Here is a 17,341-nt window from a genome sequence, read left to right as displayed (position 1 = left end):
TCACACCTTCAGGTCTGCGGGGGTGAGGGGGCGGGCGTCGAGCGGATCGGCGGTCGAGGCTGGTCCGCCCGAGAGGAGGAGCACGGAGGTGGGGTCGAACGGATCCCCGGGCGCGAGTGCGCGCAGGAGGGCGGCGTCGTCGAGCCCGGCTTCGCGGAGGGCGGCGATCTCGCGCGGGTTCAGGTCGACCGGCATCGGCCCGTTGCCCAGATCGGTGCCGTAGAGCACGGTCCCGCCTGCGGCGTGGAAGCGACGCACGTTGTCCATCGCGATCGCGCGCTCGGGGTCTTCGTGGATCGCGAGCGTCGAGATCCACGAGGCCGAGGCCGCCTGGCGCACGATCTCCGCGTCGTCGAGGCGCTCCGTGAACGGGGCATGGGCCAGGTGGGAGGCGCCGAGACGCACGACGCGCTGCGCTTCGCCCGCCCCTTCGGCATGCGCGACGACCGCAAGGCCGTGCTCGTCGGCCGCCCGCACGATCGCGCGGAAGAGGTCGTCGGAGAGCACCGGTCCTGCGGCGCTGTTGCTGGTGACCTTGAGGCGGGTGGCTCCGGCCGCCGCCATCCCGGCGACCGCGGCGGCGGCGGAATCCGCGTCGGTGATCTCGCGGACGGAGCCCTCCGGTGCCCAGTCGCGGTCGGAGGGGTAACCGCCCGGAGCGGTCAGGAAAGCGCCGGCATAGTCGATCGCGACCGCCTGCACGGCGAGCCGGCTCAGCACCTGGGGGTTGCCGCCGAGGTCGATCACGCGGCCGAGGCGCGACCCTGCCAGCAGGCCGTGCGCGACGAGCTGCAGGTGCACGTGGTGGTCAGTGAATCCGCCGGTGATGGCGCCGCGGATGCGGGGGAGGTCGGGGGTGGGGCGCTCATCGCGCAGCCGCACGCGCCCGTCGGCGAGCTCGACGACGCCCTCGCGCCATGCGGTCCCGTCGAAGAACGTCGCGGCCTTCATCAGCTGCCGATCTCGGTGCGCACGGTGTAGAGCTCGGGGAAGAACGTCAGGTCCAGCGCGCGCTGCAGGAATCCGACCCCGCTGGAGCCACCGGTGCCGACCTTCATTCCGATGGTCCGGGCGACGGTCTTGAGGTGCCGGAAGCGCCAGAACTGGAAGTTGTCCTCGAGGTCGACCAGGTCTTCGCACGCCTCGTACAGGTCCCAGTACCGGCTCGGATCCTGGTAGATCTCGCGGATCGCCGGCACCAGCTCCGGGGTCTCCCGGTACGGCTCGCGCACGTCGCGCTGGAGGATCGAGCTCGGGATGGGCAGCCCACGGCGGGCGGCGAAACGCAGGAATTCGTCGTACAGGGTCGGCTTCTCCCACTCGGCGGTGAGCAGAGCGAGGTTGGCGGGGTGGTCGGCGAAGACGCTCAGCATCTTCGCGTTCTTGTTGCCGAGGGCGAACTCCACCGCCCGGTACTGCACGGACTGGAAGCCCGACGAGTTGCCCAGTGCCCCGCGGAACTGTGCGTACTCGGTGGGGGTGAGCGTGGCGAGCACCGACCACTGCTGTGTCATCACGTCTTGGATGCGCTTGACCCTGGCGATGCGCTTCAGGGCCTCGCGCAGGTCGTCGCGGGCGAGCAGCTCGCGAGCGGAGGACAGCTCATGCAGCAGCTGCTTGAGCCACAGCTCGGTGGTCTGGTGCTGGATGATGAACAGCATCTCGTCGTGGTGCTGCGGTGCGCTCACCGGGTGCTGCGCGGTGAGCAGCTGGTCGAGCGCCAGGTACGAGCCGTAGGTCATCCGCCCCGAGAGGTCGGTGACGATACCGGATTCGAGGGCGCGTTCGTTCTCGGTGTGCATGCGCCGAACATATCACTATCGTGGCGAGCGTCACAGGAGTGTTATGTCACGCTGGCGGCTCTTTCAGAGCGCGGGGGTGCGCGTCGGCGGCGTGCGACGCGTGCCAGGGCCGCTTGCCGCTTCGAATGCCGAGGCGAAACGCAGCAGTCGCGTGTCGTCGTACGCCCGTCCCGCGAATGTCAGCCCGATCGGCATGTCGATGTCGCTCATCAGTCCCATCGGCACGGTGACGGTCGGGATGCCGAGGTGACGTATCGCGAGGTTGCCGTTCGCGATCCACACGCCGTTGCGCCAGCCGAGGTCGGCGGATTCCGGGTTCACGTCCATGTCGGCCGGCCCCACGTCGGCGATCGCGGGGAAGACCACGGCGTCGAGCCGCAGCACATCCATCCACACCTCGAGGTCACGGCGGCGGGTCTCCTCCAGGCCGCGCAGCCCGTCTTCGAGCTCGGGCATGTCCCTGAATGAGACGTCGGGATGGCGGCGCACCCAGTCCGGATACTCGGCGATATCGTCGTCGAACCCGGTGTAACGGTCGGGAAGCGCGCCCTCCGGATGCGGGAAGATCCTGGCGCCGTCGACCTCGGCGAGCGAGCGCAGGCCCGGGTCGCCGTTCGCCTGCAGGAAGTCCTCCCACGCCCACGCCGAGAGGTCGACGATCTCGCGGTGCAGGTACTCGGGTGACACCAGGCCGCGAGTCGCGATGGTGTGCGCCCCCGGACGGTCTCTCTCGTAGTTCGACACCACGGGGAAGTCGACCTCGATCACTGTCGCTCCGGCAGCGGTGAGGACGCGGCGGGCGGCCTCCCAGCGCGCGATGATGCTCGCCCGTGTGTCGATGCGCCGGCCGGTGGGGCCGCCGATGCCCGGGCTCTCGGTGCTGCCGGCATCCGGGTCCGCATTGATGTACATGCGGGGGATACCGATGCGTGCACCGACGAGCGTGCGCGCCGTGTCCGCGGCGAGGGCGCGATACGACTCCGGGCGGACGGCGGATGCGGCGGGCAGCTCGACCCACGGCTGCGCCCGCCAGAAGTCGCCGCGGGTCTCGGCGTCGTCGGCGACGATCACGTCGAGCACCTCGAGCAGATCGGCCATCGAGCGGGTGTGCGGCACCACGACGTCCATGGTCGGCACGAGAGGCCAGTTCCCGCGGGTCGAGATCACGCCGCGTGAGGGGGTGTAGGCGCACAGCGCGTTGTTGGTCGCGGGGCCCCGGCCGCTCGACCAGGTCTCCTCGCCGAGGCCGAAAGCGGCGAAACTCGCCGCCGTCGCCGTGCCGGAGCCGTTCGACGAGCCGGAGGCGAAGGGCGCTGTGAGGAAGGCCGCGTTGTACGGACTCTCCGCGCGACCGTAGGCGCCACGCTGCATGCCGCCGTTCGCCATCGGAGGCATGTTCGTGAGCCCGAGGCAGATGGCTCCGCCCGCACGCAGCCGCTCGATCGTGAAGGCATCGCGCTGGGCCACGAGCTCCGCGAAAGCGGGACTTCCCGCGGCGGCGGTGAGGCCGCGCACGAGGTAGCTGTCCTTCGCTGTGTAGGGGATGCCGTCGAGGGGCCCGAGGGCCTCGCCGCGGGCGCGACGAGCATCCGATGCCGCCGCCTCGGCACGGGCCTCCGGGTTGGCGACGACGACGGCGTTCAGCGCCGTAGCCGTGCCGGGGGCGTCGAAGGCGGCGATGCGCGCGAGGTAGGCGTCGATGAGTTCGACCGCGGTCGTCTCGCCGGTCTCGAGGGCGCGCCGCAGCTCGGCGATGGATGCCTCCACCACGTCGAACATCAGTGGCTTCCGTCGAGGGCGGGCTGCTGCTGAGTGATGCAGTGGATCCCTCCGCCGCGGTCGAACAGCGGGCGCGCATCCACCGTGACGACCCGGCGTCCGGGGTAGGCGTCGGCGAGGATCGCGCGCGCCGCGGCATCCGCCTTCTCGTCGCCGAAGCCGCACGCCACCACGCCGTCGTTCGTGACCAGGTGGTTGACGTAGCTCCAGTCGACGGGCCCCTCCTGGTCCGTCAGCGTGGAGGGTGCGGGCAGGTCGATCACCTCGAAGCGGCGCCCGGCGGCATCGGTCTGCTCCGAGAGCAGGGCGCGCAGCTCACGGGTGACGGCGTGGTCGGGGTGCTCGGGGTTCTGCTGATCGTGCAGCAGCAGCCGCCCGGGCGAGACGATGGTGGCGACGATGTCGACGTGGCCGTTCGTGCCGAAGTCGTCGTAGTCGCGAGTGAGCCCACGGGGCAGCCAGATCGCCGTGGTCGCGCCGATCGTGCGGGCCATCTCGGCCTCGATCCGCTGCTTGTCGGCGTAGGGGTTGCGCCGAGGGTCGAGCTGCACGGTCTCGGTGAGGAGCACGGTGCCCTCGCCGTCGACGTGGATGCCGCCGCCCTCGTTCACGAGTGTGGAGCTCACGAGCTCCGCCCCGACGGCGCCGGCGACGATGCGCGCGTGCTGCGCGGCCTTGCGCCACTCGGCCCATTCCGGCGCACCCCAGCCGTTGAAGATCCAGTCGACCGCACCGAGCACTCCCGGCCGGTCGTCGTCGACCACGAACGTCGGCCCGGAATCGCGCATCCAGAACTCGTCGACCGGCGCTTCGACGATCTCGATGCTGCTGCTGAGCATGCGCCGGGCCCTGTCGACCTCGCTCGGGTCGACCAGCATCGACACGGGCTCGAATTCTGCGACCGCATGGGCGACGGCGGTCCAGGTGGCGTAGCCCTCTTCGCGCGCCGTGTCGGTGTCGCCGAGGGTCTCGCCCTCTGCAGGGAACGCCATCCAGGTGCGCTCGTGACGTGCGGTCTCGGTGGGCATGCGCCAGCTCATCGTGATCTCCTCGCTGCTGCCGGTTCTTCTATTGAACATGCGATCAACAGGTGTTACGGTAACCCCTGATGAAGACCACGTCAACAGGTGCGGGCGCTCGCCGGATGTCGCCGGAGGAGCGCGATCACTCGATCCTCGACGGCGCGATCGGCCTTGCGCGCGAGAGTGGTCTCGAGAGCCTCACCGTGCGGGCGGTCGCCGCTCGCGTCGGGGTGACTCCGGCGCTCGTGGCGCACTACCGGCCGGGGATGGACGCGTTCGTCGCCGATGTGTTCGGGCTGATCGTGGCGGCTGAGCGCGACGAGGTGATCGCCGCGTTCGATGGCGCCGACGGCCCCGCCGCGCTGCGGGCCGGTCTGCTGCGCCTGATCGAGACACTCCTCGACGCCGACCGCGACGACGTCACCCTGATCTGGGTGCAGGCGTGGGCGCTCGGTGCTCGCAACGAGGCGCTCGCCGCCCGCGTGCGGCAGGAGATGGACGCGTGGCAGAGCGCGCTGGAGCAGATCTTCGCCCGGGTCGCGGCGACCGGTGCGATCGCGGCCGGCCGCGCCGACATGGCCGCGTGGCTGCTGCTCGCGATGGTCGACGGAATGAACGCGCACTCCCTCGTGAAGTGGGCGCCCCGCGACCGCGCCGACCTGGCCAGGCGTGCACTGTCGGCCGTGCTCGACACCGCACCGCTCGACACCGCACCGCCCGACACCCGATCTGCCGACTCCCGATCTGCCGACTCCCGATCTGATGACAAGTAAAGGAACGCCCATGGATGCTGTGCGCATGCACGCGGCCTCGCCCGAATCGACGGCGATCGTCGACGCCGTGCTCGACTACTCGCGTCGTCGCATGCTCGCCGCCGACGTGCCGCTCGACAAGCCTCAGTCCGAGGCCGAGCTGAACCGCCTCGTCGGGCCCACGATCACCGATGCGGGACTCGGGGCCGCGCGGGCCCTCAGCGTGTTCGAGCACGTCCTCGCCCCGGCGTGCCTGACCACGAGCCACCCGCTGTATCTGTCGTTCATCCCGACAGCGCCGACCATGGCGGCGATCGCGTTCGACCTCGTCGTGTCGGCATCCGGACTCTACGGCGGCAGCTGGCTCGAGGGTGCGGGGGCCGTGCACGCCGAGAACGAGGTGCTGTCGTGGCTCGCGAGCGAGTTCGGGCTGCCAGAGACCGCGGGCGGAGTGTTCGTGCAGGGCGGCACGATCGGCAACCTCTCGGCACTGGTCGCCGCGCGCGAGGCGGCGAAGGCGCGGCTGATCGCGGCCGGCAAGGAGCTGCCGAGCCGATGGAAGATCCTGTGCAGCGTCGAGGCGCACTCCTCGAACAAGTCGGCCGCGAAGGTGATGGATGCCGACGTGCTGCTGGTTCCTGCGGGCGACGACGGCGTGCTGCGTGCGGAGGGCGTGCGCGAAGCCCTCCTCGCGCACGGTGACGAGATCTGTGCGGTCGTCGCGACCGGCGGCTCGACCAACTTCGGCATCGTCGACGACATCGAGGGGATCGCGGCGCTCAAGGACGAGTTCGATTTCTGGCTGCATATCGACGGTGCCTACGGCCTCACCGCGATGCTGGCGCCGGAAGCGCGGCACATCTTCGCCGGCGTCGAGCGCGCCGACTCGGTCATCGTCGATCCGCACAAATGGCTGTTCGCACCGTTCGACTGCTGCGCGCTGATCTACCGCGACCCCGACAGCGGGCGCCGGGCGCACACGCAGCATGCCGAATACCTCGACATCCTCACCGACGTCGACGAGTTCAGCCCCTCGGACTACTCCATCCAGTTGACGCGTCGCCCGCGCGGCCTGCCCATGTGGTTCTCGGTCGCGACCTATGGGGTCACGGCCTACCGTGAGGCGGTGAGTGCCGGACTCGCGCTGACGCGACGGATCGCCGCGGAGATCGCCCGACGTCCGGAGCTGCGTCTGGTGCGAGACCCGCAGCTGTCGATCGTGGTGTTCGAGCGCGACGGCTGGGAGCGTGCCGACTACGACCGATGGTCGGCGGCCCTGCTCGACTCGCAGCGGGCGTTCGTGGTCCCCAGCTCCCATGCCGGGCGTCCGAACACACGCTTCGCCATCCTGAATCCCCTCACCACGTTCGAAGACCTCGTCGGCATCCTCGACACGATGAAGTAGCCCGGCGGCCCCGGTGCGCGAGTCCGGCTGCGGATGCCGGTGCGCGACAGTGATCGAACCCGTGGCGGTTCAGCCGGCCATCCCGGCGATGAGTCGACGCAGGCCGTACTCGAAAGCGCGGTCGACGTCGCCGCCGAGCCGGAACGCTCCGGACAGCTCCATCTGCAGGAAGCCGGTCGCCCAGGCGGTGAACAGACGGGCGGCGTCGAGCGCGTCGTCGTCACCGACCAGGGAGGCGGCGGCGCGCATGAGGGGTGCCGCCGAACGTTCCAGCGCGTCATGCGGAGCCGCGATCGTGAACATGATCCGGAAGCCCTCCGGATGCGCGTGCGCGAAGTCGCGGTAGGCATGAGCGAGCGCACCGATGTCGTCGCCCGCGGCTTCGAGCCGCGCCGTGAGCGCATCGATCGACGCGGTGGCGACGGCGGCGTGCAGAGCATCCCGGTCCCGCACCCGCTTGTAGAGCGAGGGGGCGCGGACGCCCACCCTGTTCGCGACCGCCTGCATCGTGAGGCCCGAAGGTCCCGCGACCTCGAGGATCTCCCGTCCGGCCGCGACGATCTCGTCGGTGGACGTGCGTTCCGGTGTCGGCATCGGATCCTCCCTGGATGGCTATTGACAATAGCCATGATAGCTACGTAACGTAGCCATCGCAATCATCCCGAGAGGATCCGCCATGAAGCTCGCACCGCACCTGCACCGCCTCGGCAACGACATCGTCGCCTCGTACCTGATCGACCTGCCCGAGGGCATCACCCTGATCGACGCGGGGCTGCCAGGGCACTGGCACGATCTGCAGCGTGAACTCGCCGCGCTCGGTCGCTCGCTGTCCGACATCCGCGGACTCGTCCTCACCCACGGCGACGGCGATCACATCGGCTTCGCCGAGCGGCTGCGCACAGAGGCGGGAGTGCCGGTGTTCATCCATGCGGCCGACAGCCATCGTGTGCGCACCGGGGAGAAGCCGAAGACCGCGATGGGGCCGGCGAAGATCGGGCCCACGCTCGGCTTCTTCGCCTACGGCCTGCGCAAGAACGCCCTGCGCACACATCACGTGTCGGTCGTCACGGAAGTCGGCGACGGCGACGTGCTGGATCTGCCCGGTGCTCCGGTCGTCATCGGGATGCCCGGCCACTCGCCGGGGAGCATCGCGGTGCACGTGCCGGCCGTCGACGCGGTGTTCGTCGGCGACGCGCTGACCACTCGGCACGTGCTCACGGGACGGACCGGGGCGCAGCGCGCGCCCTTCACGGACGAGCCCGACGAGGCGCTCGCCTCGCTCGACCGCCTGGCCGCGGTCTCGGCCTCCTGGGTGCTGCCGGGTCACGGCGCGCCCTGGCACGGCTCCCCGACCGACATCGCCGCCGCCGTGCGAGCTTCGGACTGAGGCCCACGCCCGCCGTCAGCGGTTGCCGAGCACGGTGGCGGTGTCGCTCACGGTGATCTGCGGGGGATACAGTCCCATGACGTGCAGCGCGGTCGCGTGGTTCTCCGCAGTCGAGCCGGCGCAGGCATCGGCGGCGATCGTGACGTGCGCACCCGCGTCGGCCGCGGCCAGAGCCGTCGAGATCACGCAGCAGTCCGTCGAGACCCCGGCGAGTACCAGGCGCCCTCCGCGACCGACCACCGCTTCGAGCTCGGGGCCCCACTTGCCGAACGTCGGCAGGTCGAGGCTCGGATGCGGGGAGAGGTCGATCGCTTCGGGCACCAGGGCGAACAGCGGGTCGCCCGGCGGCTGGTCGGCGAACGGCCAGGCCGCGAAGTAGTCGCCCCAGGAGGTGGACCGATCGGCGGTCGGCACCCAGCGCGTCACGAGCACGCGGTCGCCGAACGCCTCCGCCAGGGCGCGGATGCTCGGCATCGCCTCGGCGAAGAAAGGTGAACCCCACGCAGACGCCGGCGAGGCGAAGATCGCCTGCGGATCGATCACCACGAGCCAGGTGTCCCCGGCCGCCGGAGTGCTCACACGGCCTCCTGGCGCCGGATCTTCGCGGCCCTGGCGACGTAGGTCACGAGGAACGACAGCACCAGCGCGAAGAACACCCCGAGGTTCGCGTATGCCCACTCGCCGTCCCTGCCGCCGATGAGGAACAGCAGGTAGCCCTGCCAGTTGTTCCACGCGGCATCCTCGGCGAAGTTGTTCACGACCAGGCCCCAACCGATCACGCTCGTGACGACCAGGGTAGCGATCGATGTCCAGTCCCACGCGCCGTAACGACCGTTCTGATCGAACAGGGCCTCCTCGTCGTAGTCCTTCTTCCGACGCAGGATGTCGGCGATCAGGATGCCGGCCCACGAGGCGAGCGGCACACCGAGAGTGATCAGGAAGCTCTGGAACGGCCCCAGGAAGTCGGTCGCGAAGAACACCACGAAGATCGTGCCGAGCGTGAGGATCACGCCGTCGATCGCGGCCGCCGACGGGCGCGGGATGCGGATGCCGAGGCTGAGCAGGGTGAGCCCGGAGGAGTAGATGCCCAGCACCGCGCCCGAGACGAGCGCGAGCACGGCCGTCAGCAGGAACGGCACGAGTACCCAGGGAGGGAGGATCGAGGCGAGCGCGCCGATCGGGTCGGCGGCGATCGCGTTCATGAGGTCTTCGTCGGAGCCGCCGAGCAGCAGGCCGAACACCACGAGGATCACGGGTGCCACGGAGCCGCCGATCGTGTTCCAGGCGACGATCGCCCCGTCGGACGCCGTGCGCTTCTGGTACCTCGACCAGTCGGCGGCGATGTTGATCCAGCCGAGCCCGAATCCGGTCATCACCATCACGAGCGCGCCGATCACCTGACCGACACCGCCGTCGGGGCGGGCCAGCACGGCGGCGAAGTCGATCGCCGGCGCCGCGAGGACGATGTAGACCACGGTGACCACGCCGGTGATCCAGGTGAGCACCGACTGCAGCTTCATGATCGTGTGATAGCCGAGCACGGAGGCGGTCACGATCAGCGCTGCGACGATGACGGTCGCGACGATGCGCAGCCAGATGCTGTCGCCGTCACCGCCGAGTTGCGTGATGACGGTCGCGGTGGCGAGTACCGCCATGATCGCGAGGAACGTCTCCCAGCCGATCGAGGTCAGCCACGAGACGATACCCGGAACCTTCTGGCCCTGCACGCCGAACGCCGCGCGGGAGAGCACCATGGTGGGCGCCGAGCCGCGCTTGCCGGCGATCGCGATGAGCCCGCACAGCAGGAACGACACCACGATGCCGATGATCGAGACGAGCGTCGCCTGCCAGAACGAGATGCCGAAGCCCAACACGAACGAGCCGTACGACATGCCGAACACCGAGACGTTCGCCGCGAACCACGGCCAGAACAGGTCACGAGGCTTCGCGGTGCGCTCGGATTCGGGGATGATCTCGATGCCCGCACGCTCGATGAGGGCCGGCTTGATGTCCGTCATGCTCACATCCTGGCACTGCGGGGGCGCGGCCGGGCGGACTTCGCGTGGGCCGGATCCGCCCGCGTGCTCAGCCGGCGAAGAACGACTGCGCGGTGCGGGCCAGATCGTGCAGGTCGGAGACCCCGGCGAGCTCTCGTGCGGAGTGCATCGAAAGGATGGGGATGCCCACGTCGACCGTGCGGATGCCGAGGCGGGTCGCCGTGATCGGGCCGATCGTCGAGCCGCACGGCACGCTGTTGTTCGACACGAACTCCTGCGTCGCGACGCCTGCGCGCTCGCACCAGCTCCGCCATGACGCCGTGCCGATCGCATCCGTCGCATAGCGCTGGTTGGCGTTGATCTTCAGGATCGGTCCCGAGCCGAGCACCGGCTGCACTACGGGGTCGTGCTTGGCGGCATAGTTCGGGTGCACCGAGTGTCCGACGTCGCTCGACAGGCACCACGACGAGGCATACGCCTGACGGCGCGCGGATCCATCGGCGCCCAGCCTCGAGTACACGCGCTCGAGCACGTCTTCGAGGAAGGGGCCGGCGGCCCCGGAACGGGACTCCGAGCCGAGCTCCTCGTGGTCGAACGCGGCGAGCACCGCGATCGGTGCGCCCGCGGGCGGTTCGTGCGTCGCGAGTGCGACCACGCCGGCGTGCACCGAGGCGAGGTCGTCGAGACGGCCGGAGGCGAAGAACGCGTCGTCCTTGCCGAACACCGCGCCGCGTGCGGAGTCGGCGATGACCACGTCGTATCCGCGGATCTCGGACGCTGCCACGTCGGCCGCTGCGGCGAGTTCGGCGAGGATGTCGGCCTCGGTCGGGTCGCCCAGCCCCCACACGGGCTGCGTCTCGGTCTGCTTGTCGAGGGCCAACCCGTTGTTGACGCCGCGATCGAGGTGGATCGCGAGCTGCGGCAGGCGCAGCAGGGCGCCGGTGTCCGCCAGCACGACACGGCCGTCGGCCAGCGCCAGTCGCCCGGCGAGGCGCAGCTCGCGGTCGAGCCAGGAGTTCAACAGCGGTCCGCCGTACACCTCGACTGCAGCCTGCAGCCAGCCCCGCGAACCGGTGGTCGGCTGCGGCTTGAGCTTGAACCCGGGGGAGTCGGTGTGCGCGCCGAAGATCTGCACCGGCGTGGTGGTCGCGGCGTCCGACGGCACGACCCAGGCGATCGCCGCGCCGTCGCGCACGACCACGAAGCGCCCACCGGGCTGAAGAGGCCATTCGTCTTCCTCGTGCAGCCGCGTGAACCCGGATTCCTCCAGTCGTCGAGCGACCTCGGCCGCCGCGTGGTAGCTCGAGGGCGAGGCGGCGACGAAGTCGGCGAGGTCCTCGGCGTGGGCGAGGGCTGCGGGGGTGACGGGCATGTCGTGACCTTCCTGGAGAACGCGGTGCTTCGAGCGTAGTCGGGGACTTCGTCCGAAGGCGGGTCTACCACTTTCGGCTACACCCGGGTTAGCCTTCCAGCGGGGGAGATGCCGGTTCGGGCTCTTCCGTGAACCGGGGAGAACTTCACATGCGTGCACACCCACGTCTGTCCATTCGTCGCGCCATCGCGGGGGCGACTTCGGTACTGCTGCTGGCTGCTGGCCTCACCGTCGTCACCGAAGCGGTCGCTCCGACATCGGCATCGGCGGCGCAGACCCCGACCAGCTGTCAGGGAACGGTCGCCCTCGTCAACGGCGGGTTCGAGGCGCCGGTGATCCCGAACGCCTCGGTGTCGCTCCCCGACGAGAACCAGGTCCCCGGGTGGTTCACGAACGACAGCCTGAACCAGATCGAGCTGTGGAGCAGCGGATTCAACGGCGTCACCGCCGCCGCGGGGCGGCAGTTCGCCGAGCTCAACGCGAACAGCCCCAGCCGGCTCTATCAGGACGTGGCGACGACGCCGGGCCAGACGCTGTCGTGGTCGCTCAAGCACCGCGGGCGCACCGGGACCGACGTCATGCGCGTCGTGATCGGCACCCCGACCGGAGCCCTCGTGCAGAGCGGCCCCAACCTCTCCGACGGGAACACGGCCTGGGGCGCGCACACCGGCACGTACACCGTTCCCGCGGGTCAGACGGTGACGCGCTTCGGCTTCGAGGCGGTCAGCTCGGCTGGTGGCAGCGCTTCCGTCGGCAACTTCCTCGACGACATCACCTTCGGAACCGGCCCCTGTCTCATCACGAACAAGTCGGTGACCAATCTGACGCGCGGAGGCACGACCGCTGAGGTGGGCGACACGCTGCGCTACACGGTCACCACGAACAACGGCGGCGGGAACCCGGCGCTGCAGTCGGTGTCGTCCGACGTGCTCGCCGCAGGGATCGACTTCGTCCCGGGCTCGCTCAAGATCATCAGCGGAGCGGGCACGGGCGCCCTCACCGACGCCGCCGGCGATGACCGCGGCTCGTACACCTCGGGGAGCCGCACGGTGCAGGTGCGCCTCGGCGACGGGGGTACCGCCACCGCCGGAGGGTCCATCGGCGTGGGAGCGAGCACGAGCTACACCTTCGACGCCAAGGTCAATGTCTCGGCCGCGGCGACCACGATCGTCAATGAGGCACGGGTCGCCTTCCGCGACAACGTCGTCGGCCAGGACCGCACCTCGGTCAGCCAGGAGACCCAGACCCCTGTGAACGCCGCCGCCGACCTGGCGATCACCAAGAGCATCGACACGGATCCGCTGGTCGCCGGCCAGCCGGTGACGTTCACGATCGGTGTGACGAACAACGGCCCGCAGACCGCGACAGGGGTGACGGTCACCGACCCCATCCCTGCAGGCATCACGAACGTCACGGTCGACTCGGGTGACGTGACGTGCACCGTCACCGCGACGGTGAACTGCGCCGTACCGGACATGGCGGTCGGGCAGAGCACCGAGATCAAGATCACCGGAACGCTCTCCCCGTCGGGCGACCCCGGGGCCTCGTTGTCGAACACCGCCACGGTCTCGGGCACCCGCACCGATCCGAATCTCGCGAACAACACCGCGAGCGTCGTCAGCACGATGTCCGCCCAGACCGACGTGTCGATCGTCAAGACGTTCTCCCCGTCCACGCCGGTCGCCGGCGAGCAGGTGACCTACACCCTCTCGGTCTTCAACGCCGGGCCGTCCGAGGCGCGCAACGTCGTGGTCACCGACCCGCTGGACCCGGACACGACCTTCATCAGCGCCGATCCCGGCCAGGGCACGTGCACGGCCCAGGGGTCGATGCTCACCTGCCAGGTGGGTACGCTCGCCCCCGGCGCGAGCTCCGTCGAAACCTTCGTCGTGGTGGAGATCAACCCCGGCGCCACCGCTGTGCTGCAGAACACCGCGACGGTGACGACCAGCACGACCGACACGAACCCGGCGAACAACGTCTCGTCGACCAGCTTCCAGCCCGATGTGATCGCCGACATGGCCGTCGTGAAGACGGCCTCCGCCGCGCAGGTCTCGGCCGGCGACACGATCGACTTCACTCTCGCTGTACGCAACCTCGGTGCGTCGGACGCCGTGAACGTGGCGCTCGTCGACACCGTGCCCGAAGGGTTCTCGGTGACGGGTGTCGACGCCCCGCCCGGCGCGACGTGCACATCCACCGCGAGTTCGATCATGTGCACCTGGGCGTCGTTCCTCGTCGGGGGACCGTCGAACGTGGTCGTGCACGCTCTGGTCGACGCCGATGCACCCGTCGGCACCGTGACGAACACCGCGTCCGTCGCGGCCCCCGCGGCCGACCGGGACACCACGAACAACTCCAGCTCGGTCGACGTCGAGGTCGTCCAGAGCGCTGACCTGAGCATCGTCAAGACGGCGCCGACGACGGGCGAGCCGGGGAGCTCTTTCACGTACACGCTCCGGGTTGCGAACGCGGGGCCCTCCGTCGCCCGCGGCGCCTCGGTCTCGGACACGCTCCCGGCGGGATTCCTCGACGTCGTCGTCAACGGACTGGGCTGCTCGATCGTCGGAGGGACGGTCGGGTGCGAGCTCGGCGACATCGCTCCCGGGGGATCGGTGGCGATCGAGGTCACGGGCACGTGGAGCACGACCGCGACGGGCGTGGTGTCGAACACCGCGACGACCACCTCTGGGACTCCGGATCCGAACACCGACAACAACACCTCGACGGTCGACGTCACGCTCGCGCCGAACGCCGACGTGAGCGTCGTCAAGACGACCTCGACCCCGACGGTTCCGCTCGGCGGGACCGCGACGTTCGAGGTCACGGTCACCAACGAAGGTCCGTCGGCGGCCGCCGGCGTGGTGCTCGACGAGCTGCTCCCCGTCGGGTTCATGCTCACCGGAGCCACGCCGTCGACAGGCACGTGGTCGATGGAGGACGCGCGCTGGACGGTGGGCACCCTGCTGCCGGGCGACTCCGAGACGATCACCGTCACCGCGACCGTCAACACGGAAGGACAGCTGACCAACACCGCGACGGCGAGTTCGCGTACGCCGGATCCTGACACGTCGAACAACACCGGCACCGCGTCGGTGACCGTCACGCCCTCCGCCGACCTCGCGATCGTCAAGACGATCTCGGCGAACCCGGCTCCTCTCAACGGCGCCGTGACCTACACGCTCGTCGTGACCAACAACGGGCCGAGCATCGCCTCCGCCGTCGCGGTCTCCGATGCCCTTCCCGCCGGCCTGCTGAATCCGTCGACCGCCACCCCCGGGTGCACGGTCACCGGATCGCAGCTCGCGTGCACGCAGCCGACCCTCGCGGTCGGCGCCACCTTCACCGCGACGGTGAGCGGCACGGTCGACCCGTCGATCGCGGGTGCGACGCTGTCGAACACGGCGACGGTGACCTCGAACACTCCTGACCCCGACCCGAGCGACAACACCTCGACGGTGACCGTTCCGGTCTCGGGAACGCCGCAGGTCGAACTCGTCAAGAGCGTCAGCGCTCCGACCGACACCGACGGCGACGGACGCATCGGTGCGGGTGACACGGTCGCCTATACCTTCACGGTCCGCAACACCGGCGACGTCACGCTCACCAGTGCCGCGATCACCGACCCGCTGCTCGGCGGTGCGGTGGCGTGCGCGGCCTTCGCCGCACCCTTGGCACCGGGCGGCACGGTGACCTGCGCGCCGGTCTCGTACACGCTCACGCAGGCGGACGTGGATGCCGGGACGGTGCGCAACACCGCCGCGGTGACGGCCCAGTCGGCCCAGGGCCCCGCGACCGACGATGCCGAGGCGAACGTCACGATCGCGGCGACCAACGGCATCAGTCTCGCCAAGAACCCGTCGACCGTGGTCGACGTGGACGGCGACTCCGCCGTCGGAGCCGGTGACACGATCGACTACACGTTCACCGTCACGAACAACGGCACGACGACGCTGCGCGACGCGGTGATCACCGACCCGATGCTCGGCGGAACCGTGACGTGCCCCGAGCTCGATGGAATCGCGCTCGCACCGGGGCAGTCGGTCTCCTGCACACCGATCACCTACACGCTCACCCAGGCCGACATCGACGGCGGGCTCGTGCACAACGAGGCCGCGGTCACGGCGAACGCACCGATCGGCACGGTGACCGACACCGCGCAGGCGGACGTGGACATCACCGGTACCGCGGCGATCGAACTGCTCAAGAACGTCGGGCGCGTGCTCGACGCCGACGGCGACGGCTTCATCGGTGCCGGTGACACGGTCGACTACGCCTTCTCGGTGCGCAACCTCGGCACCACCACCCTCACGGGTGTGGTGATCACCGACCCGATGCTCGGTGCGGGAACCCTCTGCGCGGTCGGTGCTCTCGCGCCGGGCGGCACCTCGGACTGTGGCTCGTTCACGTACACGCTGACCCAGGCCGACATCGAGGCCGAGATCGTCCGCAACACCGCCACGACGACCGGCACCAGCCCGCTCGGTCCGGTCAGCGACGACGCATCGGCCGACGTCGTGATCACGGGCACGAGCTCGATCGAGCTGACCAAGACCCCGGGAGCGATCGCGCTCGGGGAAGACGGTCGGGCAGGAGCCGGTGACACGGTCGGCTACACGTTCACGATCCGCAACAGCGGCACGACGGTGCTGCGCGACATCATCCTCGACGACCCACTGCTGGGTGGCAGGGTCGACTGCGCCGCTCTTGACGGTCTCGAGCTGAGTCCGGGTGACGAGGTCACCTGCGGGCCGGTCGACTATGTGCTCACGCAGCAGAACGTCGACGACGGGACCGTGCACAACGTGGCCACCGTCGAGGGGCAGTCGCGCAACGGCAGCGCCGACGCCCAGGACGAGGCCGACGTGCGCGTCGCGGGCACCGACGACATCACGCTGCTGAAGTCCGCGGCAGCCGTGGTCGATGCCAACGGCAACGGACGCACGGATGCCGGTGACACCATCGCGTACACGTTCACCGTGACGAACGCGGGCACGACGACCCTCACAGGCGTCACGGTCAGCGACCCGCGCCTCGGGGCGGCGGTCACGTGCGATGCGACCGAGCTCGCCCCGGGTGAGTCGACCGTCTGCGCGGCCGGCGCCCCTGCCGTGCTCACGCAGGCCGAGATCGATGCGGGCGAGATCGAGAACACGGCCACCGCCACGGGAACCGGCACCTCGGAGATCCCGCCGGTCGCGACCGACACCGTGGTGACCCCGCTCGTGGCACAGCCGGCCATCGCCCTGACGAAGACCGGCGGCGACTACGTCGATGCCGACCGCAACGGGAAGATGAACGCGGGCGACACCATCGCCTTCCGGTTCACCGTCACCAACACGGGAGCGGTGACGCTGACGAACGTGAAGATCGACGACCCGAAGCTGGGTGGCGTCGTCGACTGCGCGATCCCCGCCCTCGCTCCCGGCGCCACGGCGAGCTGCGGTCCGGTGACCTACGCCCTCACCACGGCGGACATCGCGGCGAGCACGGTCGTCAACGTGGCCACGGCGAGTGGCGTCGGCGGGGCCGTGACGGTCACGGCTGCCGCCACCGCGACGGTCGACCTGAACGGGCTCGCCGCCACGGGTGGCGTGATCACCGGAATCGGCTGGGCGCTCGCGTTGCTCGCGGTCGGGGCCCTGGTGCTGCTGATCGCCCGCGTGCGTCGCCGCGACGTCGAGGTCTGACGCCGCTCCATCCGCACGACGCGCCCCGCCCGATGATCGAGCGGGGCGCGTCGTCGTTTCCCCGCCGTTCATCCGGTCGCGTTAGGCTCGTCCCGATAGCGCCTAGGGTTCCGGGGTTCGCGCCCGTCTGGTCCG

General features: G+C 70.0%; 12 protein-coding genes. 4 read left to right on the top strand and 8 right to left on the bottom strand.

Going from position 1 to position 17,341, the window contains the following annotated elements; all coding sequences use genetic code 11:
* The 4 genes from MST3598_RS14765 to MST3598_RS14750 all read right to left on the bottom strand — a co-directional run bounded on the left by MST3598_RS14765 (nt 1) and on the right by MST3598_RS14750 (nt 4,621).
* Nucleotides 1–951 (bottom strand): hypothetical protein, encoded by a 951-nt coding sequence (locus tag MST3598_RS14765; RefSeq protein WP_051671166.1) that lies wholly within the window; start codon nt 949–951, stop codon nt 1–3.
* The gene (locus tag MST3598_RS14760) at nt 951–1,802 is read right to left on the bottom strand and encodes a tryptophan 2,3-dioxygenase (RefSeq protein ID WP_029259964.1); all 852 of its coding nucleotides are present in this window, start codon (nt 1,800–1,802) and stop codon (nt 951–953) included. The genes MST3598_RS14765 and MST3598_RS14760 overlap by 1 nt, the downstream gene beginning before the upstream one ends.
* A 63-nt stretch (nt 1,803–1,865) precedes the next feature.
* Entirely contained in the window at nt 1,866–3,581 is a 1,716-nt protein-coding gene (locus MST3598_RS14755; RefSeq protein ID WP_029259965.1) for an amidase, read from the bottom strand.
* Entirely contained in the window at nt 3,581–4,621 is a 1,041-nt protein-coding gene (locus tag MST3598_RS14750; RefSeq protein WP_096359610.1) for an agmatine deiminase family protein, read from the bottom strand. Before MST3598_RS14750 ends, MST3598_RS14755 begins: the two co-directional genes overlap by 1 nt.
* Nucleotides 4,622–4,689: 68 nt before the next feature.
* On the opposite strand from MST3598_RS14750, the gene MST3598_RS14745 reads away from it, so the two are divergent.
* Entirely contained in the window at nt 4,690–5,376 is a 687-nt protein-coding gene (locus tag MST3598_RS14745; RefSeq protein ID WP_081860165.1) for a TetR/AcrR family transcriptional regulator, read from the top strand.
* A gap of 10 nt (nt 5,377–5,386) precedes the next feature.
* The gene (locus tag MST3598_RS14740; protein WP_021201223.1) at nt 5,387–6,760 is read left to right on the top strand and encodes a pyridoxal phosphate-dependent decarboxylase family protein; all 1,374 of its coding nucleotides are present in this window, start codon (nt 5,387–5,389) and stop codon (nt 6,758–6,760) included.
* A 69-nt stretch (nt 6,761–6,829) separates the two neighbouring features.
* Here the strand turns inward: MST3598_RS14740 and MST3598_RS14735 are convergent, their stop codons facing one another.
* Nucleotides 6,830–7,354 (bottom strand): TetR/AcrR family transcriptional regulator, encoded by a 525-nt coding sequence (locus MST3598_RS14735; RefSeq protein ID WP_029259969.1) that lies wholly within the window; start codon nt 7,352–7,354, stop codon nt 6,830–6,832.
* 82 nt (nt 7,355–7,436) lie between these two features.
* Between MST3598_RS14735 and MST3598_RS14730 the strand changes: the two genes are divergently transcribed.
* Nucleotides 7,437–8,147: an MBL fold metallo-hydrolase gene (locus MST3598_RS14730; RefSeq protein WP_029259970.1), complete on the top strand. Its 711-nt coding sequence runs from the start codon at nt 7,437–7,439 to the stop codon at nt 8,145–8,147.
* Nucleotides 8,148–8,162: 15 nt separating this feature from the next.
* On the opposite strand, the gene MST3598_RS14725 is transcribed toward MST3598_RS14730, so the two are convergent.
* From MST3598_RS14725 to MST3598_RS14715, 3 genes are all read right to left on the bottom strand, one after another.
* Nucleotides 8,163–8,726, bottom strand: coding sequence for a cysteine hydrolase (locus MST3598_RS14725; RefSeq protein WP_029259971.1), 564 nt, complete (start codon nt 8,724–8,726; stop codon nt 8,163–8,165).
* Nucleotides 8,723–10,165 carry a purine-cytosine permease family protein gene (locus MST3598_RS14720; RefSeq protein WP_029259972.1) on the bottom strand — a complete coding sequence of 481 codons (1,443 nt, stop codon included), beginning with the start codon at nt 10,163–10,165 and terminating at the stop codon, nt 8,723–8,725. The genes MST3598_RS14725 and MST3598_RS14720 overlap by 4 nt, the downstream gene beginning before the upstream one ends.
* 67 nt (nt 10,166–10,232) lie before the next feature.
* On the bottom strand, nt 10,233–11,516 hold the full coding sequence (locus MST3598_RS14715; protein ID WP_029259973.1) for a M18 family aminopeptidase: 1,284 nt from the start codon (nt 11,514–11,516) through the stop codon (nt 10,233–10,235).
* A 149-nt stretch (nt 11,517–11,665) separates the two neighbouring features.
* Between MST3598_RS14715 and MST3598_RS14710 the strand changes: the two genes are divergently transcribed.
* Nucleotides 11,666–17,206 carry a DUF11 domain-containing protein gene (locus MST3598_RS14710; RefSeq protein ID WP_029259974.1) on the top strand — a complete coding sequence of 1,847 codons (5,541 nt, stop codon included), beginning with the start codon at nt 11,666–11,668 and terminating at the stop codon, nt 17,204–17,206.
* Nucleotides 17,207–17,341: the final 135 nt, after the last annotated feature.

Source organism: Microbacterium sp. TPU 3598 (assembly GCF_002356155.1).
GTDB classification, from domain to species: Bacteria; Actinomycetota; Actinomycetes; order Actinomycetales; family Microbacteriaceae; genus Microbacterium; species Microbacterium maritypicum_A.
The sequence above is the reverse complement of the archived record's forward strand: the minus strand, read 5'-3'. Positions and strand labels throughout refer to the sequence as shown.